The sequence below is a fragment of the Gemella haemolysans genome, from assembly GCF_028308085.1.
In the GTDB taxonomy this organism is placed as follows: domain Bacteria; phylum Bacillota; class Bacilli; order Staphylococcales; family Gemellaceae; genus Gemella; species Gemella haemolysans_D.
In genome coordinates, this window is record NZ_JAQMFS010000070.1 from 1 (window position 1) to 25,711 (window position 25,711).

Sequence of the window (25,711 nt, forward strand, 5' to 3'; positions counted from 1 at the left end):
TTTGCACTGACTTTACTAATAATTTCTTAACTCACTACGTTCGTAGAAATTATAGTAGTCGTAGTATAAATTATTCGTAATATTTTTCTTCAGTCCTTGACTTTGAAAAATAAACGACTAACTTAAAAGACGGTAGCTCAGGTTAAATTTAGTTAAAAATAACCATCAACGTGCTAAAGTTAAAGATGGTTATTTTTTATTGTCTTTTTTTAATGCTGAGATACATACTCCAACTATTGTAACAATCAATAGATTTATTCCGATAATCGTCTGTATGATTTCGTAAGCTGACAATTTGCTACTCCTTTCTTCAAGATTTCGATACTTATGAGCATAAGCATCAACCCCTTTCATATTGAAGTAGCTACCATCCTTATTAGAAGATATTACATCCCTTAACTTCTCTCTCCAACTTGATTATATCAAATAAAAATTTAATAATCAATTGACAGAAGAGTTACTACAGTATGGGAATATAAAAAATTTAATAGTGTATTCAAATTTTAAAGATAATATGATAAAATGTACTTGTTATAGAGTATTACTAGGAGGAAAAAGTATGTTAAGTAAAAATACGTTAATTTTCATGCTGTGTGAGTCTATAAGTGTTGCTCAATTATTATGGATAATGTATGCCGTATAAATTAATCTTTTGATAAAGTAAAAGGAAAATTTTATGGGAAAGTTAATCTGGTAATAAAATTATTGCATTCTTATTTCACATATGCTAGAATATAAATATAAAGGAGAGAGCCGTTGTAAAGACGGTGGCTCTGATTAATTGATTATAGACATAACCATCTAACCGGCCAAAGTTTAAGATGGTTATTTTTTATTGTCTTTTTTTAATGCTGAGATACATACGCCAACTATTGTAACAATCAATAGATTTATTCCGATAATCGTCTGTATGATTTCGTATGCTGACAATTTGCTACTCCTTTTTTCAAGATTTCGATACTTATGAGCATAAGCATCAGCTCCTTTCATATTGAAGTAGCCACCATCTTTAATGAGTGTTTTTACACCTTTTAACTTCTCTCTCCAACTCGATTATATCAAATAAAAATTTAATAATCAATTATCAAAAGATTAATTTTAGGAATAGTGAGAAAATTGTAATTTATTTTCATAGCCTATTTTTAGCTTTTATGTGTTTTACCACATGTCACACTACTAAAAAATAACGATTTATGCTAAAATTATATATGTTATAAATACATGGAAGAAATAAAGAGAAAGGAACTTTTGAGATGAAATATACTCCAATGATAGAACAATATCTGAAGATAAAGAAAGATTATCAAGATGCGTTTGTATTTTACCGTCTTGGTGATTTTTATGAGATGTTCTTTGAAGATGCAACTAGAGCGTCAAAAATATTAGAAATAACCTTAACTGCTCGGGATGGAGGAGCTGAAAAAATTCCTATGTGTGGAGTCCCATTTCATTCATCGGCTACTTACATAGATACTTTAGTAAATAATGGATACAAAGTAGCTATATGCGAACAAGTTTCTGAACCTGGTCAAGGGAAAATCGTAGAGCGTAAGGTAGTTCAGGTAATCACACCAGGGACTTATATGAACTACAAAAACTATGATGAGAATAACTATCTAGGTAGTGCATATGTAAAGGATAATAATATCTACTTCGCATTTTGTGATATTATGACTGGTGATAGCCGTTGTACTGTACTAAAAACTATGGCTGACCTACAAGACGAAGTACTAAAAAATAATATTAAAGAAGTAATTAGCATAAAAGATCAAGAGTTGGATATTAGTGCTTATATTACTGAAGTTGAATTAAATAATGATATTACTAAGGAAAAAACAAGTAATATTATTGACACCAATCTACGTGTAGCATGTGATGTTCTTTTAGATTATATTGAAAAAACTCAAAATAAAGATATTTCAAGCCTTAAAGATTTTGAAGTATATTTCAAAGATAAGTTTGTTTATATGACTAACTATTCGTTAAAAAACTTAGAAGTTACTCAGAACATGGCTAATGGTGGTAAGAAAGGTTCTCTTCTTAGTATTGTAGATAAAACTTCAACAGCTGCGGGATCAAGAAAACTAAAAAAATGGTTAGAAAATCCATTGTTAGATCTTAAAGAAATTAAAAAACGTCAGGAAATCGTAGAAGATTTTACAAAACATTATTTCGAAAAAGCTGATGTTAAAACTAGTTTGAAAGAAGTATATGACCTTGAGAGGATTTCTACAAAAGTTACTTATAATATTGTAAGTCCTAAGGAATTATTGAATCTAAAGAAAACATTGGCTCAAATACCAGAAATTAAGAAATTATTATTAGGATTTGAATCTAATAAATTAAAAGATATCGCAGAGAATATCGATGAATTAACAGATTTATACGATTATCTTGAAGCAACAATCCATGAAGAAGCCGGTCAGACTGTTAAAGAAGGTAATGTAATTAAATTAGGCTTTAATGAAGAATTAGATAGTTATAAAAATGCTAGTAAAAACGGAAATAGAATTTTACTAGAAATCGAAGAACGTGAAAAAGAGAGAACCGGGGTTAAAAATCTAAAAGTTGGATACAATAAGATTTTCGGTTACTTTATCGAAGTATCTAAAGTAGGGCTTAAGACTATAGATCCAACAGAACTAGGTTATCATAGGAAACAAACTCTTTCTAACTGTGAGAGATTTGTATCTGAAGAACTGAAAAAAGTTGAAGAACATATCGTAAATTCTAAGACTAAAATTGAAGAGTTAGAATTACAATTATTCCAAGAAGTTAAGACGAAGATTCATAATTATATCGTAAGATTGCAAAGAGTTGCGAATACTTTAAGTGATATTGATGTGTTCGTTTCATTATCTGATGTAGCGGAAGAATATGGTTATGTAAAACCTGAATTTAATGATAATAATATTATTGATATTGTTGATGGTCGTCACCCGATTGTCGAAAGAAATGTGAGCGCTGATAGTTATATTAGTAATGATTGTAAAGTAGATAAAGATAATAATATCTTGCTTATTACAGGGCCTAATATGTCTGGTAAATCTACTTATATGAGACAACTTGCTCTTATTGTGATTCTTGCACAAATTGGGTCATTTGTTCCAGCGACTTCTGCGAATTTACCGATTTTCGATAAAATATTTACGAGAATAGGTGCGAGTGATGATCTTGCTGGAGGGAAATCGACGTTTATGGTTGAGATGATTGAGGCGAAGAATGCTTTAGTCGAATCTACTGCAAATTCATTATTAATTTTTGATGAAATTGGTCGTGGAACATCGACTTATGACGGTATTGCCTTAGCTCAATCAATATTAGAATATATTAATAATACTATTAAATGTAAAACATTATTCTCAACTCACTATCATGAGCTTACAAAGTTAGAAAATATTACCCAGGGAATAAAGAATATCCATGTTTCTGCAAAAGAAGATCATGGAAAACTAATTTTCTTATATAAAATTAATGAAGGACCTATCGAGAAGAGTTATGGTATTCATGTTGCTCAACTTGCCCATCTACCAGAAGACGTTATCGTAGGTGCTAATAAAATCTTAAGAGAATTAGAAAGTGGAAGCAAAGGTAGTGAGGACCTTGTTGATAATGCTAGATATAACAAAGTATTATTAAGTGATGTTTCATCACAAGAATCTGAAGAAAAATTAAGAGAAAAAATACGTCAGGAACTAGAAAAAGAATATAGTAGCAGGGTAGTTAAAGAAGATGTTATAAAAGTAGATGAAGAGTCTCTAAGATTACAGCTTCGTTCTGAATTAGAAAAAGAACTTAAAGAAGAGTTAGAGAGAACTATTAGAAAACAACTAAAAGCTGAAGAGAAATCGAAGAAAAATTATGCGAAATTACAATTGGATTTTGATGGTGATAATGAGAAGTTTGATGAAATCAAAAAGCAATTAGAAGCTGTGAACTTCTTAGAAACAACTCCAATGCAGGCGTTCAATCTTCTTTATGAATTACAGAGAAAAATAAGTGAGGATGTGAAATAAATTAAATGGGAAAAATAAATATATTATCTGCAGAATTATCAAATAAAATAGCGGCGGGAGAAGTAGTTGAAAGACCTTCTTCTGTTGTTAAAGAGCTTGTAGAAAACTCTATCGATGCAGGAAGTACTAATATTAAAGTTATAATTAAAGAATTTGGTATTCAACAAATTAGAATTATTGATAATGGTAGTGGTATTTCTAATGATGATTTAGCACGTGCTTTTTTACGCCATGCAACGAGTAAAATAAGTGCTGATTATGACTTATTCCATATAGAAACACTTGGGTTTAGAGGTGAGGCACTAGCGAGTATTTCATCTGTGAGTAAAGTAACGATAAAAAGTTGTGCAGGAGAAGCACAAGGGAAGATGCTAGTTCTTGAAGGTGGGAAAATAGTTTCAGAAGAATATTACGCTCCTATTAAGGGAACTGATTTAAGTGTAGAAAATTTATTCTACAATACACCAGCAAGGTTGAAATATCTGCGTAATCCTCATACAGAACAAGCTAACATCACTAATATTATTCATAAGTTTGCCCTATCTTATCCTAATGTAGCTTTCGAATTGCATGTAGATGGGAAGATTAGCTTTAAAACATATGGTGATGGTGATGTTCATAAGATTTTATCTAAAATCTATAATATGGGTGTCGCTAGAAACATGATTGAATTCAGTGGGAGTAACGACGATTACAAAGTATTCGGTTATATCTCTGTACCAGAAGAAACGAGAGCTAGTAAGAATTATATAAATATTTTTATCAATGGGCGTTATATTAAAAATTATGGAATTCAAAATGCTATAATCGATGCTTACGGAACGCTTTTAATGATAAATAGGTATCCATTATGTGTTATTAATATAGAAATGGACCCGATTTTATTAGATGTTAATGTGCATCCAACTAAGCAAGAAGTGAGATTATCGAAAGAAGCGGAGTTAATACGCTTAATCAAAGAAGTTATCGCTGAAAGATTAAGTAATTATACGTATATTCCACAAGGAATGAATAATGTTCTTACAAAAAAAGAAAAAGCAAAAATAGAAAAAATAAATTTTTTAGATGAACTTGATAATAAGTTTGGGGATGTTGAAGATGAGAGTATTTTCTCACGAGAGCAAAGAGGAGTTTCGGACAGTGTTCAAGATGAGAATAGTTTCTTTGAAGAATCGAAGGGACTAGGGATAAAAATAGAAGATGACAGTAGTATTTCTGATAACCAAGAAGAATCAACAAATTATATTGTTCAAGAAAATGAGTTTCTTTTTGGTGGAGATTTGTTAACTAATTTTGGTGAAGGAAAAACACCGGTACAAAGTAAAGAAAACACGTTTAATCAAAGAAGTAAAACTCAGAGAATTAAGAGTGATTTACCGGATTTAAGTTATAGTTCACATCCTCGTGATAATAGAAATAAGTTTAGTGATAAACCAACAAAAAAAGAGATAGAAAATTTCATGAATTTCTCTAAAAAAGAAGATAAGTCGAGTTATGATAATCGTGCAGGAGAAGTAGTTTCTAATGTAGTTAAAGATGATAGTCACTTTAATGAAATTAAAGATGCGAAAATTGTTCAAGATGATGATACAAAAGTTAGAACTCTACCAGACTTAAAAGTATTAGCACAAATCTTTAAAACATATATCTTATCAGAAGCGGATAATAAGTTATTTCTAATAGATCAGCACGCTGCTGCGGAAAGATACAATTATGAGAAACTGCAACGTGAATTTATAGAAAGAAAGAATTATAAAAAACAGATGTTAATACCACTTATGTTTGATTTTTCTGTAGATGAAGCTGCTGAGGTTCGTAATAATTTAGAAAAATTTGAGGAACTTGGTATTGTTTTCGAGGAATTTGGAGATAATTCTTATGTTGTTCGAGAATTTCCTGGTTGGATAGAAGAAGACGAAGAACAAATGATAAAAATTATTGTCGAGAAAGTTCTAAGAAATAACAATATAACTTTCAACGAATTAAGAAATGATGCAATTGCTATGGCAAGTTGTAAAATGTCTATAAAAGCGAATCAAGTTCTTACAGATGTCGAGATGAATAAAGTAATAAGTGATCTTTATGAATGTAAGAATCCATTTACGTGTCCACATGGACGTCCGATAATCACAAAAATGGAGAAAAAAGACTTAGAGAAAATGTTTAAACGCATAGTGTAGGAGGTAAGATGGAAAAAATACCTTTAATAGCGATAGTAGGTCCAACTGCAGTTGGGAAAACAGCATTTAGTATAGAACTTGCAAAAGAGTTCAACTGTGAAATAATTTCTATAGATAGTGTTCAAATTTATAAAAAATTTGATATAGGTTCTGCAAAAGTGAAAAAAGAAGAGATGAATGGGGTAGTTCATCATTTGATAGATGAACTAGAACCTACTGATACTTGTTCGGTCTATGATTTTCAAAAACTTGCACGTAAGAAAATAGAGGAGATAAATGGTCGAGGAAAGATGCCTTTATTAATCGGCGGAACTGGTTTTTATATGAATGCTGTTCTTAATAATTATGAGTTTACTGATTTAGAGGAAAAAACTTATGATATTAATGTTGATATGGCAAGAGAGTACCTAAAAGAAAACTATCCAGATACATATAATGCGATCGACATAGATAATCATCGTCGTGTAATTAATGCGTATAATTATGTGATGAATGAAAAGAAATCTGTAACGACAAACAACAATGGTGATACTGTTCTAGATTGTTACAATCCGTTTTTAATAGTTCTTAATACCGATAGGGAAGTCCTATATAATCGTATAAATAAGCGAGTTGAATTGATGTTTGAAGAAGGGCTTGAACAGGAAGTAAGAGGGATTATTGATGAATATGGTATGGAACTTCAAGCTCTAGGTGCGATAGGATACAAGGAGATGATTCCGTATCTTAAGGGTAATGTTTCTAAAGAAGATACTATTGCAGCTATTTCTCAGAATTCACGCCGTTATGCAAAACGTCAGTTAACATGGTTCAGGAATAAAATGGATGGAACTTGGTATGATACTGCCAATAAGGAACTATTGGCAGATGTAATAAGAGACATCAAAGAGAAATTTAATTTATAATTATATTAGTAATTGTCTAAGGCTTGAAAAGTAAATTTTCAAGCCTTTTTTTAAATTTATAAAAGATAAAATTTATTATATAATAGATTTGATTTTAGTTCTTATAAGATATATTAGAAAATTTTAAAATATTTCAAGAGTATTTCTGATTTAACTAGAGTTTTTGCTAGTTATGTGCTAAACTAGTAATACTAAAGATTCTTAGGAAATAGGAGGAGAAGATGAATTCATTTAAATATCTTAAGCCGAAGTTGTTTAGTGTGATGAAAAATTATACAAAGGAACAATGCTTAAAAGATATAATTGCTGGTTTAATAGTAGCTGTTATAGCATTACCTTTGTCGATTGCTTTGGCGATAGCATCTGGAGTGAATCCGGAACAAGGTCTTTATACTGCGATTATAGCAGGTTTTTTTATTTCGTTTTTAGGTGGGAGTAGGGTTCAGATTGGTGGACCTACGGCTGCTTTTGTCGTTATTATTTATGGGATAATAGCTGAACATGGAATTGCAGGATTAACTGTTGCTACACTTATGGCAGGAGTTATGTTAATTCTAATGGGGTTGTTTCACTTTGGTGACTTAATTAAATTTATTCCGAAAACTATCACCATCGGTTTTACACTAGGGATCGCTATGGGAATAGTAGTTGGTCAGGTGAAAGATTTTCTAGGGTTAAGTATGGGAGCAGTTCCTGCAGAGTTCATTGGAAAATTAGTAGCGTATGGACAAAATATAAAAAGTATTAGCTTTGTTACTTTGGGTATAGGTGTACTTGCTATATTAATCCAAGTATTTTGGCCAAAAGTATCTAAGAAAATACCAGGATCTTTAATTGCAATACTAGTTACAACATTTTTAGTAGCTATTTTTAAATTGCCAGTTAAAACTATTGGTGATCTATATACGATTAAAGCAGGGCTTCCTAGCTTTACAATGCCGTCAATTTCATTTTCTCTAATAAGAGAGATGATTTTACCAGCATTTACTATTGCAATATTAGCAGCTATAGAATCACTGTTATCAGCTGTAGTATCTGATGGTATGACAGGAAGTAAGCATAAATCTAATGCTGAGTTAGTAGCTCAAGGTGTAGGAAACTTTATGTCCGCACTTTTTGGAGGAATACCTGCAACAGGTGCAATTGCGAGAACGGCAGCTAATGTGAAAAATGGTGGGAGAACACCAGTAGCTGGAATGGTACACGCATTTACTTTATTATTAATACTATTATTTTTAATGCCATATGCATCGTATATACCTATGAGTTGTTTAGCGGCAATATTGATAATTGTAGGTTATAATATGAGTGGTTGGCGTATTTGTGTACGTATGGTAAAAACTGCACCGAAGAGTGATATTGCGGTATTAATTATTACTTTCTTATTAACGTTATTCTTCGACTTAGTTATTGCGATAGAGTTTGGTATGGTATTAGCAGCTTTCTTATTCTTAAAACGTATGTCAGATATTGCAGAAGTTCGACAATGGACTTATAAAGGTTCATCTGATGATGATAAGTTATCTGAGGAAGTTGATTTAAAATATGTCCCTGATAATACTATAGTTTATGAAATTTTTGGAGCGTTATTCTTCGGTGCAGCAAATGTGTTTACTAACTTTGAACATGGAGAAGGGAAAAATGTTTTAATTATAAGAATGCGTAATGTTCCAGCTATGGATATTTCGGGATTAGAAGTACTTGAAGAAATATTGGAAACTTGTAAAAAACGTGGTCTAACTTTAATATTATCTCACGTAAATGAACAACCATATCATGTTATGGAAAAAGCAGGATTCGTAGAGAAAATTGGTGCTGAAAATATATGTGAGAATATCGATGCATCTTTAGAAAGAGCGGAGAAGTTAGGTAAATAATAGATTTAAGTAAGTTTTAATTATAGTCTAAAGTTCATATAAGGTATATCAGATATAATATAAATATAACAAAACTTAATAATATTTTTTTTCATAATATATGGCTCATCGAAAGATGGGCCTTTCTCCATTTCAGGAATAGTTTTTAGTTTTTAATCAGTATAATATATTCTTTATCTAAGTATTGTATTTTAAAATAACTTTTCAAAATTTTTCAACTTTAATTTCATTTTAATTATAGTCTAAAGTTCACGTAAGGTAAGTAGGATATAATATAAACATAACAAAACTTAATAATATTTTTTTTCATAATATATGGGACTGATTATTTTATCAGTCCCTTTCTCCATTTTACATGGTATATGTGGGTAATTTTTTGTACAGGCAATGTAATATAATAAACTTAAATGGAGGTGGATATTATGAATTTAGAAATTATTTTTGAAGTATTTTCGATGATATTCTGTATTTTTTACTTGATAGTATTTGGAATATCTAGAGAGATGATAAAAAAAGAGAAAATACTTTTAACAAAGTTATCGGATGAAGAAATAGAGCATTTTAGTACTAAGAAGACAAACACGAAAATATTCTGGATGGTAAATCTAGGGACAGCTATTCTGTGTTGTATCTATCTATGTATCTCAATTATAAATAAAGGACTATTGATAGGAGTCTTTGGAGAAACATTAAATAAAGTAATAAATTCTATTATTATTGTTATTATTTTATTACCATATTTATTGGAACGTATCAATGTTATTCGTCGCTATAACAAGATAAAACAAAGGATAGAGAACAAATAGGCGTTAATATTTTTAAATATGAATTTAATAAATTTTTAAGACAATTGGTAAAATATTTATCGATTGTCTATTTTCATTAAAACTAAATTATTGACAATTGTAAACTATAGAGTTAGAATGAACTCATTAGTATTTAAAAAATTACTAATGAGTTTTTTAAAAAGATAATAGTCAAAAGATTTTACTGATTTGAAATTGCTTTTCATTGTTTATAACAGTGAAGAATAAATGTAAAAACAAAAAACACCTTTGAAGTTTTAAGATGAAGAGCATGTCTATAGTATTGTTACTGATAATAATTGTGACTTTAGGTGGGGAGTGAAAATAAGTGAATAGTCTATTAAAATACTCAAGTATGTTTTCTAGAAAAAAATATGAAAACAACTCATTATATGAGTATTATGCTAGAAAAAATGGTTTGCAAGGTAAATCGCTATTAATATTAACCTGTCTTTATTATACAAAGGATGGGATAACGCAAAATACTATTTGTGAAAAAACGTATTCTACGAAACAAGTAGTTAGTGCAGCAATGAAGACTTTTAAGGAAAAAGGCTATATTTATTTTGGGGAACAAGAAAAAGATAAGCGAGAGAAAATAGTTAGACTTACAGAAAAAGGTTACTTATATGCATCAAAAATTTTGGATCCTCTTAGAGAGGCTGAAGAGAAAGCAATAGGTCAACTTTCAAGTGAACAACAAAAACTATTTATAGAATACTATACAATCTTTAACGATAACATGAAGAAAAGTATTGAGAAACTAGTATTGGAAGGAGAAATATAAAAATGATTAAATATAACAATGTTTCATTATGCTGTTCCACAAATGGTTTAATACTTGATGGATTAAGTTTTGACATACAAGAAGGAGAATTTTTTGTTCTTGTAGGACCGAGTGGAAGTGGAAAAACAACAACTTTAAAGTTAATAAATAGATTGATAGAACAAACTGACGGTGATATTTATTTTGAAGATAAGAGGTTGAAAGATTATGATTTAAGGGAATTAAGACTTAAAACAGGCTATGTTCTTCAACAAATCGCACTATTTCCGAATCTTACGGTTGCAGAAAATATTGCGCTAATTCCAGAAATGAAAAACTTTGATAAGAAAGAAATTAAAGAAAAGACTGAGGATCTACTGAAAAAAGTAGGATTAGATCCAAAACATTATATGAATCGTCTTCCTAAGGAACTTTCTGGAGGAGAAAAACAACGTGTAGGAATACTACGTGCAATTATCGCTAATCCTAAAATTTTACTGATGGATGAACCATTTTCAGCACTAGATCCGCTTAGTAAAGTTCAGTTACAGGATTTAATTAAAACTTTGCACAATGAATATAAAATGACAACAGTTTTTGTAACTCACGATATGGATGAAGCGATGAAACTTGCTGATAGAATTTGTGTTTTAAAAGAAGGTAAAGTAGTTCAAATTGCTACACCAGAAGTATTAAAAGAAAACCCTGCGGATGACTTTGTTCGCGAATTTTTTGCAAGGGGGAATAAATAATGAATTTAGTAAGTACATTTTTAGAAAGAAAAAGTGATTGGATAACTGGTTTATATGAACATCTTCAAATTTCATTATTATCACTTATTATTGCAATTTTTATAGCAGTTCCGTTAGGAATAATTATATCAGGTAATAAGAAGACAAGTGAATGGTTTTTACAAATTACGGGTATCTTCCAAACTATTCCTTCTCTTGCATTACTTGGGTTATTCATTCCATTTATGGGGATTGGTACATTACCAGCAGTCGTTGCATTGGTAATTTATGCAATATTCCCAATACTACAAAGTACGATTACTGGATTATCGGAGATTGATCCATCATTAGAAGAAGCAGCAACAGCCTTTGGTATGACAAAACTAGAGAAGTTGAAAAAATTTAAACTTGCACTTGCTATGCCAATACTTATGAGTGGTGTGAGAACAGCGAGTATTATGATAATTGGTACAGCAACTCTTGCCGCTTTAATAGGAGCAGGAGGATTAGGTTCATTTATTTTATTAGGAATAGATAGAAATAATTCAGCGTTAATTCTAATTGGTGCTATTTCATCTGCAATACTAGCAATTCTATTTGGATTATTAATTAAGTTTTTACAAGATAAAAAACCAAAAACTATTTTAGCATCATTACTTGCGGCTGTAGTAGCTTTAACTATTAGCTTCTTCCCAATTGGAAAAATGTCTAATGATAAACTAATAATAGCTGGTAAAATAGGAGCAGAACCTGAGATATTAATAAATATGTATAAACTTTTAATAGAAGATGAGACAAATATTGATGTTGAAGTTAAACCTAATTTTGGTAAAACAAGCTTCTTATATGAGGCGTTAAAAGGTAAAAGTATTGATATTTATCCAGAATTCACAGGTACAGTTACTACAACATTATTAAAAACACCTCAGACTGTTGCTTCTAATGATCCTGATGAGGTTTATGAAGTTGCTAAAAATAAAATTTTTGAACAAGATAATCTTGTGTACCTTAAACCTACAAAATTCCAGGATACTTATGCTTTAGCCGTAACAGAAGATTTTGCAAATAAAAATAAATTAAATAATATTTCAGATATAAAATTAGTAGAAAATTCTTCAAAAGTTGGATTCTCATTGGAATTCAATGATAGAGAAGATGGTGGTATAGGACTTAAAAATCTTTATCACTTGAATCTTAATGTTAAAACTATGGAAATAGCGTTAAAATATCAAGCTATTTCGAATGGTGATGTAAATATTATCGATGTATTCTCAACGGATAGTAAAATAATAACTAATAAGCTTAAATTATTAAATGACGATAGACATTTATTCCCACCATATCAAGGGGCACCGTTATTAAGAGAAGAGACATTGAAAAAACATCCTGAACTTGAAAAAATCTTAAATAAACTTGCTGGAAAAATAACAGAAAAAGAAATGACTGAAATGAACTATAAAGTAGATATTGAAGGTAAACCTGCTTATGATGTAGCAAAAGAATATCTACAAAAAGAAGGATTAATTAAAAAATAACGTAGTATCTTAGTTTAAAATAAAAATTCTCAAGCCTTACGGTTTGAGGATTTTTTTCTTTCTAACATTTCTTTTTTATGTGATTTTTGAAAAAATCATATTAGTAGATAAACTTAAAAACATAAGAAAATTCTTAAAGTAATCACTCGTGGGTTTTCTTCTGATGTTTAACTCTTTATTTTTCCATTGATATGATAAGGTTTTTTAATATTTTGTTATAGTGTTGTTAAGAATTAATGTTAAGATATTGAATTATTTTTTTACCCTCCAAGACTTCATTCTTGATTTTTTTTATATTTAATTGTATTATGGAATAATATGCTATTAAGAAAACTTTATTCTTCAAGTGACAATTTTTTTGAAAAAAATAATTGATATTGTAAATTTTTATCGTGCTAATTACAGTAATAGAATTATATGGTAAGGTAGTAGATGGATATTGAAAAGATAAGAAAACAAGAGGGAGGCTGACTCAAAAGTCCTAAATTTTTAAAAAAGTGTATATGATAATTCATAGACGCAGTGGTTTATTGATATCTAAATTTGCTTTATGAAAGCTTTTTAGATATCTAATAAACTGTGCGGGGGTGACTCGACAAAATCGATTTCTTCGAAATCACGATTTTTGAGTCACTCCCATAATAAAAAATATTTATAAATAGTATATAGCAAGAAAGGTAGGTCAAAATGAAAAATGAATCATTAAGAATAGCACTAGCTTATGTCGGTGTGATAGTTGGAGCAGGTTTATCATCTGGGCAGGATATTCTACAATACTTTTTAAGCTTTGGTAGAATTGGATTGATAGGTGTTGTAGTTTTAGGAATCTTGAATATGGTTTTTGGGAAAATTATATTAACATTAGGCTCTTATTATCAAGCTAATAATCACCAAGAAGTTTTTGGAGAAATAACTACACCAATTTTAAATAAAATAATAGACTGGACTTTAATAATTTCTAATTTTGTTATAGGTTTTGTCATGATAGCTGGAGCTGGAGCGAATTTAAAGCAACAATTTGGAATACCGAATTGGGCTGGAGCGCTTCTTTGTGCGGTTATGATAGTAATTGTAGCATTTTTGGATTTTGAGAAGATAACTAGTATTTTAGGGGTTTTCACTCCGATAGTGTTTGTATTGATATTGTTAATAACAGTTTATACATTTGTAGGAAAGAGTTATGATTATGGTATGTTGGATGAAGTTTCTAAGACTATTCCATCTCCAATGCCGAATATTTGGGTATCTGTAATTAACTATTTCTCTCTTTGCGTGTTAACTGGTGTGTCTATGGCATTTGTTCTAGGTGGCTCAGTCGTAAGAATAGGTGTTGCTAAAAAAGGTGGAGCTCTTGGTGGTATAATGGTAGGGGTTTTAATTCTGTTCGCAACAGCAACTCTTTTTGCTAATAGTGCCGATATAATAGATGCTGAAATACCGATATTAAAAATTGTAAAGGATATTAATCCGTGGTTGGCTGTTTTTTATGCATTAGTTATTTTTGCTTTAATATTTAATACTGCTTTTAGTTTGTTTTATGCAACAGCGAAACGTTTTTCTTCAAATGATGATAAGAAGTTGAAAATTAATATAATTATAATAGTTGTTGTTGGATATCTATGTAGTTTTGCTGGGTTCAAAGATTTAATTTCTTATGCGTATCCCGCATTAGGATATATGGGTATCGTATTATTATTTGTATTATTTTTATCATGGACAAGAAATCATCAAGATATAGTGAAGGAAACATTTTTACGTCGTAAAATGATAAGATTAGCAATAAAAAAACATGATGATAATAGACAATTTACTAAAAAAGATCAAGCTATCTTGGATAATTTAAGTAAAGATTCTGTTGTAGAAGGAGAATCTTTGAAAGCAGATGTGAAGGAATATGCTAAAGAAATTGTCGATAGTGAAAATGATGTAAAGGAATTTGCGGATAAAGAATTAGAGCTAAGAAAGAAGGATCCTAAATATAAACTTTAAGAACATGAATTCTAGATAGATAAAAATATTTTTATTTATCTAGAATTTTTTGCGTTTAACTTTGCAATTTAGGTTTAGATATAAATTTAGAGTAAATAAAAATGAAATGGTTAACGAAACTGATTTTTTGTACTAGTTAGATTTCGTTAATCTTTTCTTTCTAACATTTTCTTTTTTATGTGATTTTTGATAAAATTAAAGGTAAGAGTTTTTAGCGAGGAATGTAGAAAGTAGGTGTAAATTTGCAAGTTACAAATATAACAAAGCTCAAAGTTAAGTATAAAATAGACTTGGAAAATGGTAAACATTTTTATGTTTCTGAAGATACGATTATTAAATATGGACTTATAAAAAAAATAGATTTATCAAAAGAGCAACTAAAAGAAATTATTGCTCACGAAAGTGTTGAGAGTGCTTATAGTAAGGCAGTACATTATTTACAATTTGGTCTAAGAACTAAGCAGGACATAAGAGAATACCTTCAGAAAAAAGAGATTGCTAATAATGTTATTGATGAAGTAATTGAGAAGTTAATAGAAATTGGTTATCTGAATGATGATCATTATGTAGAAGCTGCTGTAACAGATTATTTTAATCTAAATTTAAAGGGGCCATACTGGATACAAAGAAAATTATTAGAAAAAGGCTTAGATAAAGATGTTATAGATGAAAATATTGCCAAGATTTGTACAGAAGAAGCAATGATAGAAATGCTTTATAAAATTATTGAACGTGAGTATAAAGTAAGAAGAGAAACGAAAAACAAAAAAGTTCAAAAAATAACACAAAAACTTTATACAAATGGCTTTACATCTGATATAATAAGAAAGGTGTTTGACATATTTTTCGAAGACTATGAAGATGAAAATGAAGACGAAATATTAGATGAGCATTTTAGAAGGGCTTATCAAAGTTATAGTCGCAGATATGAAGGATATGCATTTAAACAAAAGCTGATTGAAAAGCTAATAAGGGATGGTTTTTCGTATTATACAGCTAAAGACTACGTAGAAAAACAAGATTTGTAAAGGAAGAATAAAATGGATAAAAGAAATGAAAGGCAAAAGAAAATAAGGAACTTTTCTATAATTGCACATATTGACCACGGGAAATCGACTCTTGCGGACAGAATTTTAGAAAAAACAAAGGCGTTAGAACAACGTGAAATGAAAGCACAACTTCTTGACTCAATGGATATTGAGCGTGAAAGAGGTATTACAATTAAACTTAATGCAGTTCAATTACAATATACTGCCAAAAATGGAGAAGAGTATATTTTTCACTTAATCGATACACCGGGACACGTAGACTTCACTTATGAAGTATCACGTTCATTAGCAGCATGTGAAGGGGCTATTTTAGTAGTTGATGCTGCTCAAGGTATCGAAGCGCAAACATTAGCTAACGTATACTTAGCATTAGACAATAATTTAGAAATTATTCCAATTATTAATAAAATCGACTTACCTGCAGCGGATCCTGAGAAGGTTAAGACTGAGATTGAAGATGTAATTGGATTACCTACAGACGATATCGTTCTAGCTTCTGCTAAGGCAGGAATTGGTATTGATGAAATCTTAGAACAAATCGTAGAATACGTTCCAGCTCCATCTGGTGATGCGGCTGAACCACTACAAGCATTAATCTTTGACTCATTATACGATGCGTATAGAGGAGTTATCGTTTCAGTACGTATTAAGAATGGTACTGTAAAAGCTGGAGATAAGATTAAAATGATGGCTACTGGTGGTGTGTTCGAGGTTACTGAGGTTGGTATTCACACACCTAAAGAGAAAATCGTTGATGAACTTACTGCAGGGGATGTAGGATTTATCTGTGCATCTATTAAAAATGTAAGTGAAACTCGTGTAGGGGATACAATCACATTAGCGAATAATCCAGCTAAAGAAGCATTACCTGGATACAGAAAATTAAACCCAATGGTATTCTGTGGATTATATCCAATCGATTCATCGAAATATAATGACTTACGTGAAGCACTAGAAAAATTAGAGCTAAATGACTCTGCTTTACAATATGAAGCGGAAACTTCTCAAGCACTTGGATTTGGATTTAGATGTGGATTCTTAGGAATGTTACACATGGAAATTATTCAAGAACGTATCGAACGTGAATTTAATATTGATATCATTGCTACTGCACCATCGGTTATTTACAAAGTTGAAAAAACTGACGGAACTCTAGTAGATGTGTCAAATCCATCAGAAATGCCAGATCCACAAAAAATTAATAAGATTACCGAGCCATTCGTTAAGGCGAGCATTATGGTACCAAATGACTATGTAGGTGCTGTTATGGATCTTTGTCAGAAGAAACGTGGTATCTTCTTAAATATGGAATATATCGATGATACAAGGGTTAATATTACTTATGATATACCTTTATCAGAAATCGTCTTTGATTTCTTCGATCAACTTAAATCTAATACAAAAGGATATGCATCATTTGACTATGAATTAACAGGATACAAAGATAGTAACCTTGTTAAGATGGATATTCTATTAAATGGTGAACAAGTCGATGCTTTAAGCTTCATCGTTCACAGAGAATTTGCTTACCAACGTGGTAAAGTTATTGTAGAAAAACTTAAAAAACTTATTCCAAAACAACAATTCGAAATTCCTATCCAAGCTGCAATTGGAAATAAAATTATCTCTCGTGAAACTATTAAAGCTATGCGTAAAAACGTTCTTGCTAAATGTTACGGAGGGGATATTAGTAGGAAACGTAAACTATTAGAGAAACAGAAAAAAGGTAAAGAGAGAATGAAAGCTGTTGGTAGCGTAGAAGTTCCTCAAGATGCCTTCATGGCTGTTCTTAAAATGGATGAAGAATAATGAAAAGTTATCCACGCGGAGTATATATTCATATTCCATTTTGTAAGTATATTTGTTCATATTGTGATTTCAACAAGTTTTATATACAAAGACAACCTGTCGACAAGTATATAGATTGCTTAATCAAAGAAATTGAGAGTATGGAAAACATTCAAAATGTTGAAACTATCTATATTGGTGGTGGAACACCGAGTGCATTAAATGATGAACAACTTCATCGATTATTAACTGCATTAAGAAATAAAATTCCACAACAACTGCGTGAATTTACTTTTGAAGCTAACCCTGAGGATCTTGTTGATTCTCGGGTTGCTTTGGTAAAGGGCTACGGAGTTGATAGAATTAGCATGGGGGTCCAGACTTTTAATAATGAACTGTTAAAAATTCTTGGACGCGGACATGTTGCTGACGATGTAGATATGGCGATTGCTAATTGTAAAAAACATGGTATTGAAGATATTAATGTTGATTTAATGTTTTCACTACCGAAGCAAACTATGGATGACTTGTATGATAGTATGAAGAAGGTTGCAGAATATAATATTAGTCATATTTCATGTTATTCATTGATTCTAGAACAGAAGACTAAGCTTTATAATCAGGTGAGAGATAAGAAAGTTACATTACCTTCGAACGAGACAGAAGAGAAAATGTACAATGAAGTTATTAACTTCTTAACAGAAAATGGTTATGAACAGTATGAAATCAGCAATTTTGCTCGTCCTGGTCATGAGAGTGTTCATAATAGTAGTTACTGGAAGAATATTGAATATTATGGTCTTGGAGCGGGAGCCCATGGATATATTAATGGAGTACGTTATGCTAACCAAGGTGCATTAAAATTCTATATCGACAGTATGTTAGAAAAAGGGCACGCTAGACGTGAAGAAAATATTGTAACGACTAAGGAAAGAATCGAAGAGGAAATGTTCTTAGGACTACGTCTATTAAAAGGTGTAGATTTAGATCTTTTTGAAGAAAAATATGGAAAAAGAGCAGAAGAAATCTTCAAAGATGTTATTGATAAAAACGTAAGAGAAGGGTACTTGGAAATTGAAGGTAATAAACTTCGTTTAACTAGAAAAGGATTATTCTATGGAAATGATGTCTTCTCTGAGTTTTTATTGGATTAATAACGTATTTTAATAAACGATAATGATTTTTATGGGAGAAACTTAATCAATTTATGTAAAAATATTGAGTTTCTCCTAATAAAAAAGAAAGGAGAATTATTGTGGAACGAACATATATTGAAAGATTACTTACTAATTTGAATGAAAAGTATGGTTTTAATTTGAAATTCAGTGAGAATTTTAAGAATGCATTTTCTCATTCTTCTTATACTAATGAGAAAAGAATCGCGAAGCATTTGAATTATGAACGTTTGGAATTTTTAGGGGATGCTGTTGTTGAACTTACAACAAGCGAATTTTTATTTAAGAAATTTTCTGAGCTTCCTGAAGGTGAGCTAACTAAGTTACGTGCATCTATTGTTTGCGAAAAAACATTGGTTAAATACGCTTTGCAACTAGGTTTAGATAAATGTATCTATCTAGGAAAAGGTGAAGAAAAGATGGGTGGAAGAAGTCGAGCAGCTTTACTTGCTGATATTTTTGAATCTTTCACAGGAGCAATGTACCTAGAGTCAAATCTTGAGGTGGTAAAAACTTTCTTACATAACACGTTATTTACAGAAGCTCAAGACCTTGAATATCATAGCTTTGTAGATTATAAAACTATACTACAAGAGTACATTTCAAAAATTAAATTAGGTGAAATTGAGTATGTAGTACTTGATTCTACGGGTCCATCACATTCTAAAACTTTCACGAGTGCTGTTTTAATTGGTGGAAATCAGTATGGAAGTGGAACTGCAACGACTAAGAAAGAGTCTGAACAGCTTTCAGCCAAACAAGCATTAGAAAAACTAGGATACAAAGATATTTAAAAATAATGAAAGGAAACAAAGATGAAATTAGCAAAGGTTGAAGTTACAGGTTTTAAATCTTTTCAAAAGAAGACAACGTTTGAATTTAAAAATAACTTAATCGGTGTTGTTGGACCGAATGGTTCGGGAAAAAGTAATATAATTGATGCTATTCGTTGGGTTTTAGGGGAGCAGTCTGCTAAAAATTTACGTGGTAGTAGCATGAAAGATGTTATCTTTTCGGGGACTGAAGATGCGAAAAGAAAAAACTTTGCTGAAGTAGCGGTAACATTTTCTAACGGAGAAGATAGTTGTGAAATTAAAAGACGTTTGTATAGAAATGGTGATAGTGAATATTACATTGATAATAAACGTGCTAAATTAAAAGATATTACGGATATCTATCTTGATTTTGGGATTAATAAAGAAAGTTACAGTATTATTACTCAAGGTAAGGTAGAAGATATTATTTCATCTAAACCTGTTGATCGTCGAGCTATAATAGAAGAGGCATCAGGGGTATTAAAATATAAAAATAAGAAAAAAGAAACTAATTTTAAATTAGAGAAAACAAATGATAATCTAATGAGGTTAAATGATATTTTCTCAGAAATCTCAGGTCGTTATGAAATCTTAGAAGATCAGAAAAATAAAACTCAAAAATATTTAGATTATTCGAATGAACTTGAAGAAAAAGATATTTTATTAAATGTTTACAATATTGCTGAATATCAAAAAAGACTTGCAGATTTACTACAAGTTAAACATGAGAAAGAATCTGAAAAACTTGGACTTGAAAGTAGACAAGAAGAACTTATTAAAGATTTAGAAAGCATCAAGAATAGTTTAGTTTCACTCGATAGAACTTACATGAAATATCATGATGAGGAGTTAGAATTAGTTCAAAAGAAAGAATCTCTTCAATCACAATTAAGTGTTATTGAGGAAAGAAAAAACAATAGAACACTTAGAAGTGAAAAAATTAACGATGACATTAAATATCTTGAGGAAAGAAAACAAAACCTTGAAAGTAAGCTAGCTGAACGAGAAAATCTAAATGCTGATACTAAGGGGAGAATTCAAAAGATTAACAAAGAAATATCTTCGTTAGAATCGGGTGAAGAGAGTAAACTAGAGTTAATCGAAAGAAATATAGAAGAACTAAAAGACTCTTACTATAATTTAATAAACGAAGAAACTAAACTAGAGAATAGTATAGAGTTTGCTAAGAAAAATCTTGAGAGTGTTGATGAAAATACTAAAGAGATACTTGATAGTATTGAAAGACAAAAACAAGTTTTAAGTGTAAGAGAAGAAGAATTTTCTACAGCTACAGAAGAACAAAAGGTATTAAATGAACAATTATCTAATCTTCAAAAAGAACTTGATATATTAGTTGAGAAAAATATTTTAATTAATTCAAATAGGAAAAATATTGAGGAGCAAATTCGCACAGGATATAACTTCAAGAGCAACTTGGAAAATCGTAAGAAGTTCTTAGAAGATCAAATTAATAATTTAAGCTTTTATAATATTGGAGTTAAAGAGATTCTTGCTAATAAAGATTCTCTAGCTGGTGTTCACAATAGTGTAGCAAATATTGTAGAATTTGATAAAGAATATGCTGTTGCTATTGATATTGCTTTAGGTCAATCACAACAAAACATTATCGTAGAAAACGAGAATGTTGCTAAACAATGTATTAATCATTTAAAGAAAACTAATAAAGGTAGAGTTACATTTTTACCATTAAATAATATTAAAGCAAAAGCAATAGCAAGTGATGTTTATAGAACAGTAGTAAATGAAGAAGGATTTATCAATATTGCTGAAAATCTTATAACTGTTGATAGTGAGTATAAAAATATAATATCTCACCTATTAGGGCTTGTTCTTATTGTTGATAATATGGATAACGCCAATAGAATAGCTCGTAAAATTAATTTTAGGAATAGAATTATTACCCTTGATGGACAAATTATTAACAATGGTGGATCTATCACAGGAGGTGCTATTAATAAAAATAATAACTCGTCTATTAAACATAAGGCAGAATTAGATGAACTTTCACAAAATCTTATTAAAATTAATGATAAGATTGAAAAATTAGATAGTGAGAAACATCAATTAGAAAATCAACAACAAGAAGTAATGAATGAAATTGGAAGTTTAAAATCAACAAAAGAAGAAGCGATTTTAAAACTTAAGCAATTAGAATTAAGTATAAATCATAAAAATTCTGAGATTGCTGATATTAAAGCAAATATAGAATTTAATGAAAGAAAATTATTAGAATTCAAAGACAATGAAGATGATTCAGGTAATATTATCGAATTAACTCAAAGTCTTGAGAAGATTAGAATCGAGCTACAAAAACTTGATGAGAAGATTAAAGAAGAGAGTAGTAAGAAACAAAATGCTCAAAGTGCTGAGGAATTATTCTTAGAGAAAATTGCTGAGCTTAAGATTGAAAAATCAAAATTAGAAGAGACTACTAAGCATGGTCTAGAGTTAATAGAATCTCTATTAGCAGATATATTAGATGTGAACGAACAGTTGACAAGATTAGAAATGTCTAAAGATGCTGAGTCATTGAGTGAGGAAGATGAACTTCAGATATTAGAAAATAATTCTAAAATAATTGCTGGATGCAGTGAACGTTTAACAACGCTTAAGACGTTATTATCAGATCTTGATATGGAAAAAACAGGATTATTCAAACGAGAAAAAGAAATTACAGTAGCTCAACAAAGAAATAACGAAAGTCTACGTCAAAAAACTTCAGAGTTTGAAAGACTAACTGTTGAACAGACTAAGATAGAAGTTAAAATCGATGAGTATTTAGAAAATCTTGTTACTAACTATAATGTGACTTATGAAAGTGTATCAGATAGATTGACTGACGATATTATTGGTGAAGTACCTTCATATAAGAACGATGTAGTAAGACTACGTAAAGAGATAGTGGAGTTAGGCAATATTAACCTAAATGCTATAGCTGAATTTGAAGAAGTAAAAGAACGTTATGACTTCTATAATGAGCAAATTACCGATCTTGTAGAAGCGAAAGAAAAACTAGAAGAGACTATCGCAGAGATTGATAAAGAAGTAAAAGAACGTTTCTTAACGACGTTTGTTCAAGTAGCTGAGAACTTTAATAAGATATTTAAAGAACTATTCAAAGGTGGTTATGCGGACATGACCTTAGAATCACCAAATGACATATTAAATACTGGAATAGTAATCGAAGCTTCACCTCCTGGTAAAAAACTACAAAACCTTTCATTATTATCAGGTGGGGAGAAATCTTTAACTGCGATAAGTTTACTATTTGCGATATTACAGGTTAAAAATCCTCCGTTTGTAGTACTTGATGAGGTAGAAGCGGCGCTGGATGAAGAGAATGTTAATAGATTTGCTAAATTCTTAAAAGTTTATTCAGAGAATAATCAGTTCTTAGTTATTACGCACAGACGAGGAACTATGGAAGCTATGGATACTTTATACGGAGTAACAATGCAAGAAAAAGGTATTAGTTATATCTTAGAACTAGAGTTGAAAGATGTAATAGAAAACTTTGAGGATAATATAAAGTAAATGGATAAGAGAATTAAAGAAATATATATATAAATCATGAAAATATGCCTTATATTTCTCCAGATAGGAATATAGACAAATGGTTGTTAAATCCTAAACCAGTACCTAAAAGAAATATGGTAACTTTAAAGAATAATCTTCTTGCAGGTGATATTATATTGTTATGGAGAATAGAATTCGGGACATTTACAACGGAAACATGGTTTCCTAAATACTTTGAATATACATATGGTATAAATGCTCCTGAGAACTTGAAAAAATTAGAAGATGAAGGGTATGTTGAAATCGAGAGTGCATTTTCTTCACTAGATCATATTAACTCTATAGCTAAGAAAAATATATAAAAGAAGGACACAGTACAATTTTGAACTGTGTCCTTCAAATGTATATACTATTAATTATTTGAATATGATAAATTCTTAATAAATCCATACCACACAAAAATTACAATAATTACCGCCAGTAATTCACTTAGATGAATTAAGATATTCAAAACAGAAAATTCAGCTATTTGATAGTATATTCCAGTTTTTTGAAATGCTATCGCACAAATTACTAATGGGAAAGTAAAAGCAGAAAAGCTAGGATAGAATTTTCTTTTTAGTAAATAAGGTAATTGGATTAAGACAAATATAAACAATAATATCGTTAGTGGTACTAATACTGTAAGTATATAGTTGCTTTTTTGTGTAACTCCTATCATATAACTAGCTAGTAATAATCCACCAGGGGCAGAAAATACTGTTATAGTAGGATAATCACCATCGTTATAATGCTTATATTTATAAACTCTATAAAGAACGAAAGGTAATAACACTAAATAGTTAATATAAGAAAAATAGAAGTAAATTAATCCTAGTGTTTCTAAGTTGTAATTTATTGCTGTTACAGTTACAACGGCTGGTCCAACGAAGGTGATGAACCAAGTTGGATAAATGTTTTTGATATGTTTTTCTTTCAAAATAAAATTATAAATTGCATAACAAACAACAAATAAATCTAGAAGAATTCCAATTATCCAAAAGGGAACACTGTAAGCGCCGATAAATTTTTTCGAAAATGAACTTAAAAGCATAATACTCATCGGATAAGTTGCAAGAACTGTTGCAATTACAGGATTTTCCATTTCTTTTTTTAATTTATCAAATCCCAACACAAATTTAATAGTTAAAAGTACAATTATTATAAAAGATAAAAGACAAAATAATAATTGTAATTTAGGACTGTATGGTTGTAATAGATTTCCTAACGCTACTGAACCAAGTGCTAAACCGGCAATAGGTGTAGGTAAATTTTTAATAATATTCATAAATAACTCCTAATAAATTTTCTCATCTTTAATTGTAAACGATTTTATATGAAAAATCAATATAAAATCTCATATACATAAAAATGTACATGAGATTCTATAATATAGTTATTTAGCTAGTCCTTCAGAAATTTTATCTAAGTTCCATTTCATCATGCTGTAGTAGCTATCTCCATTTTGTCCTGGTTCAGCAATTGAATCAGTGAAGATTTTTTCGTAAATTGGAATGTTAGTATCTTTTGATACTGTTTGCATTGGACGTTCGTCAACACTACTTTCTACGAATAGAGAAGGTACTTTAGTTTTACGTAATTTTTCAACTAGAGTTTTGATTTGATCTGGAGTTCCTTCTTCTTCAGTATTGATTTCCCAAATGTAAGCAGATGGTACGTTGTATGCTTTAGAGAAGTATTTGAAGCATCCTTCACTAGTTACAATAGTTTTTTTCTCTTTAGGAATGTTGTTGAATTTCTCTTTAGCTTCTTTGTCTAATTTAGAAAGTTTTTCTAAGTAAGTTTTAAGGTTAGCTTCGTAAAAATCTTTATTTTTTGGATCTTTAGCTTCTAATTGTTTTGCAATATTTTTAGCATAAATCATACCATTTTCAAGGTTTAACCAAGCATGTGGGTCTTCTTTACCTTTTTCGCTTTGACCTTCAAGGTAAATTACATCAACACCTTCACTTACTGCGTAGTAATCTTTGTTTTCTTCTTTTTTAGCATTTTGAACTAATTTTGTAAACCAAGCGTTACCACCAGTTTCTAAGTTAATACCGTTGTAGAAGATAAGATTAGCTTGAGATGTTTTTTTAACATCATCAGGAAGTGGCTCGTATTCATGTGGGTCTTGACCAACTGGTACGATACTGTGTAAATCAATTTTATCACCAGCGATATTTTTAGTAATATCAGCAATGATAGAGTTAGTTGCTACTACTTTTAATTTTGTAGCTTCGTTAGAATTTGAGTCTTGTTTAGCGCTAGAACAAGCAAATAATCCAACAGCTAAAGTAAAAATAAGCGCTAGAAAACTTAATTTTTTAAAACCTAATTTTTTCATATTATAGGCCTCCTTTATTATTTTTTTTGTAAGACAAAGAATAAAATAGATTTACATAACTAATAATAATCATTATCAATTAAAACCTTTTTAATAACACCTCTAAATAAACTCACTTTGGAAGTATTTTTTATTTTAATAAGTTTATTTAAAGGG

19 protein-coding genes are annotated in these 25,711 nt (G+C 30.1%); 15 read left to right on the forward strand and 4 right to left on the reverse strand.

Annotated features, from left to right (window positions below; genetic code table 11):
- Nucleotides 1-189 precede the first annotated feature (189 nt).
- Both PNO30_RS05825 and PNO30_RS05830 read right to left on the reverse strand, forming a co-directional pair.
- Entirely contained in the window at nucleotides 190-354 is a 165-nt protein-coding gene (locus tag PNO30_RS05825) for a putative holin-like toxin (protein ID WP_271987491.1), read from the reverse strand.
- A gap of 471 nt (nucleotides 355-825) precedes the next feature.
- On the reverse strand, nucleotides 826-930 hold the full coding sequence (locus PNO30_RS05830; RefSeq protein WP_271987493.1) for a putative holin-like toxin: 105 nt from the start codon (nucleotides 928-930) through the stop codon (nucleotides 826-828).
- A gap of 323 nt (nucleotides 931-1,253) precedes the next feature.
- Here PNO30_RS05830 and mutS point away from each other — a divergent pair, with 323 nt between their 5' ends.
- The 15 genes from mutS (at nucleotide 1,254) to PNO30_RS05905 (ending at nucleotide 23,531) form a co-directional block, all read left to right on the forward strand.
- The gene (gene mutS, locus PNO30_RS05835; protein WP_271987495.1) at nucleotides 1,254-4,016 is read left to right on the forward strand and encodes a DNA mismatch repair protein MutS; all 2,763 of its coding nucleotides are present in this window, start codon (nucleotides 1,254-1,256) and stop codon (nucleotides 4,014-4,016) included.
- Between the two features lie 5 nt (nucleotides 4,017-4,021).
- Nucleotides 4,022-6,196 carry a DNA mismatch repair endonuclease MutL gene (gene mutL / locus PNO30_RS05840; RefSeq protein ID WP_271965855.1) on the forward strand — a complete coding sequence of 725 codons (2,175 nt, stop codon included), beginning with the start codon at nucleotides 4,022-4,024 and terminating at the stop codon, nucleotides 6,194-6,196.
- 8 nt (nucleotides 6,197-6,204) lie between these two features.
- On the forward strand, nucleotides 6,205-7,101 hold the full coding sequence (gene miaA / locus PNO30_RS05845; protein WP_271965854.1) for a tRNA (adenosine(37)-N6)-dimethylallyltransferase MiaA: 897 nt from the start codon (nucleotides 6,205-6,207) through the stop codon (nucleotides 7,099-7,101).
- A gap of 221 nt (nucleotides 7,102-7,322) precedes the next feature.
- The gene (locus PNO30_RS05850) at nucleotides 7,323-8,978 is read left to right on the forward strand and encodes a SulP family inorganic anion transporter (protein WP_271987496.1); all 1,656 of its coding nucleotides are present in this window, start codon (nucleotides 7,323-7,325) and stop codon (nucleotides 8,976-8,978) included.
- A 422-nt stretch (nucleotides 8,979-9,400) separates the two neighbouring features.
- Nucleotides 9,401-9,784: a hypothetical protein gene (locus tag PNO30_RS05855; protein WP_271965852.1), complete on the forward strand. Its 384-nt coding sequence runs from the start codon at nucleotides 9,401-9,403 to the stop codon at nucleotides 9,782-9,784.
- A 328-nt stretch (nucleotides 9,785-10,112) separates the two neighbouring features.
- A complete protein-coding gene (locus PNO30_RS05860) occupies nucleotides 10,113-10,571 on the forward strand; it encodes a MarR family winged helix-turn-helix transcriptional regulator (RefSeq protein WP_271987498.1) in 459 nt (152 codons plus the stop codon).
- Between the two features lie 2 nt (nucleotides 10,572-10,573).
- On the forward strand, nucleotides 10,574-11,302 hold the full coding sequence (locus tag PNO30_RS05865; RefSeq protein ID WP_271987500.1) for an ABC transporter ATP-binding protein: 729 nt from the start codon (nucleotides 10,574-10,576) through the stop codon (nucleotides 11,300-11,302).
- Nucleotides 11,302-12,816, forward strand: coding sequence for an ABC transporter permease/substrate-binding protein (locus PNO30_RS05870; RefSeq protein ID WP_271987501.1), 1,515 nt, complete (start codon nucleotides 11,302-11,304; stop codon nucleotides 12,814-12,816). The genes PNO30_RS05865 and PNO30_RS05870 overlap by 1 nt, the downstream gene beginning before the upstream one ends.
- A 687-nt stretch (nucleotides 12,817-13,503) precedes the next feature.
- Nucleotides 13,504-14,805 (forward strand): hypothetical protein, encoded by a 1,302-nt coding sequence (locus tag PNO30_RS05875; RefSeq protein ID WP_271987502.1) that lies wholly within the window; start codon nucleotides 13,504-13,506, stop codon nucleotides 14,803-14,805.
- Between the two features lie 242 nt (nucleotides 14,806-15,047).
- Complete coding sequence (locus PNO30_RS05880) at nucleotides 15,048-15,833, forward strand: RecX family transcriptional regulator (RefSeq protein ID WP_271987504.1); 786 nt, start codon at nucleotides 15,048-15,050, stop codon at nucleotides 15,831-15,833.
- A gap of 12 nt (nucleotides 15,834-15,845) precedes the next feature.
- Nucleotides 15,846-17,663 carry a translation elongation factor 4 gene (gene lepA, locus PNO30_RS05885; RefSeq protein WP_271965846.1) on the forward strand — a complete coding sequence of 606 codons (1,818 nt, stop codon included), beginning with the start codon at nucleotides 15,846-15,848 and terminating at the stop codon, nucleotides 17,661-17,663.
- Entirely contained in the window at nucleotides 17,663-18,796 is a 1,134-nt protein-coding gene (hemW, locus tag PNO30_RS05890) for a radical SAM family heme chaperone HemW (protein WP_271987506.1), read from the forward strand. The genes lepA and hemW overlap by 1 nt, the downstream gene beginning before the upstream one ends.
- A 101-nt stretch (nucleotides 18,797-18,897) precedes the next feature.
- Entirely contained in the window at nucleotides 18,898-19,611 is a 714-nt protein-coding gene (gene rnc, locus PNO30_RS05895; RefSeq protein ID WP_271987507.1) for a ribonuclease III, read from the forward strand.
- A 21-nt stretch (nucleotides 19,612-19,632) separates the two neighbouring features.
- Nucleotides 19,633-23,187 carry a chromosome segregation protein SMC gene (gene smc / locus PNO30_RS05900; protein WP_271987508.1) on the forward strand — a complete coding sequence of 1,185 codons (3,555 nt, stop codon included), beginning with the start codon at nucleotides 19,633-19,635 and terminating at the stop codon, nucleotides 23,185-23,187.
- A gap of 83 nt (nucleotides 23,188-23,270) precedes the next feature.
- Complete coding sequence (locus tag PNO30_RS05905) at nucleotides 23,271-23,531, forward strand: hypothetical protein (RefSeq protein ID WP_271987509.1); 261 nt, start codon at nucleotides 23,271-23,273, stop codon at nucleotides 23,529-23,531.
- 50 nt (nucleotides 23,532-23,581) lie between these two features.
- Here the strand turns inward: PNO30_RS05905 and PNO30_RS05910 are convergent, their stop codons facing one another.
- The gene (locus PNO30_RS05910; protein WP_271987511.1) at nucleotides 23,582-24,496 is read right to left on the reverse strand and encodes a TDT family transporter; all 915 of its coding nucleotides are present in this window, start codon (nucleotides 24,494-24,496) and stop codon (nucleotides 23,582-23,584) included.
- A gap of 108 nt (nucleotides 24,497-24,604) precedes the next feature.
- Nucleotides 24,605-25,555, reverse strand: a complete 951-nt coding sequence (locus PNO30_RS05915) for a metal ABC transporter substrate-binding protein (RefSeq protein ID WP_271987512.1) — start codon at nucleotides 25,553-25,555, stop codon at nucleotides 24,605-24,607.
- Nucleotides 25,556-25,711 lie beyond the last annotated feature (156 nt).

Coding starts and splice junctions, on each gene's coding strand:
- PNO30_RS05870 (WP_271987501.1), top strand. CDS start 11,302: ATGAATTTAGTAAGTACATTTTTAGAAAGAAAAAGTGATTGGATAACT.
- PNO30_RS05915 (WP_271987512.1), bottom strand. CDS start 25,555: ATGAAAAAATTAGGTTTTAAAAAATTAAGTTTTCTAGCGCTTATTTTT.
- hemW (WP_271987506.1), top strand. CDS start 17,663: ATGAAAAGTTATCCACGCGGAGTATATATTCATATTCCATTTTGTAAG.
- lepA (WP_271965846.1), top strand. CDS start 15,846: ATGGATAAAAGAAATGAAAGGCAAAAGAAAATAAGGAACTTTTCTATA.
- PNO30_RS05850 (WP_271987496.1), top strand. CDS start 7,323: ATGAATTCATTTAAATATCTTAAGCCGAAGTTGTTTAGTGTGATGAAA.
- mutL (WP_271965855.1), top strand. CDS start 4,022: ATGGGAAAAATAAATATATTATCTGCAGAATTATCAAATAAAATAGCG.
- mutS (WP_271987495.1), top strand. CDS start 1,254: ATGAAATATACTCCAATGATAGAACAATATCTGAAGATAAAGAAAGAT.
- miaA (WP_271965854.1), top strand. CDS start 6,205: ATGGAAAAAATACCTTTAATAGCGATAGTAGGTCCAACTGCAGTTGGG.
- PNO30_RS05910 (WP_271987511.1), bottom strand. CDS start 24,496: ATGAATATTATTAAAAATTTACCTACACCTATTGCCGGTTTAGCACTT.
- PNO30_RS05825 (WP_271987491.1), bottom strand. CDS start 354: ATGAAAGGGGTTGATGCTTATGCTCATAAGTATCGAAATCTTGAAGAA.
- PNO30_RS05855 (WP_271965852.1), top strand. CDS start 9,401: ATGAATTTAGAAATTATTTTTGAAGTATTTTCGATGATATTCTGTATT.
- PNO30_RS05865 (WP_271987500.1), top strand. CDS start 10,574: ATGATTAAATATAACAATGTTTCATTATGCTGTTCCACAAATGGTTTA.
- smc (WP_271987508.1), top strand. CDS start 19,633: ATGAAATTAGCAAAGGTTGAAGTTACAGGTTTTAAATCTTTTCAAAAG.
- PNO30_RS05875 (WP_271987502.1), top strand. CDS start 13,504: ATGAAAAATGAATCATTAAGAATAGCACTAGCTTATGTCGGTGTGATA.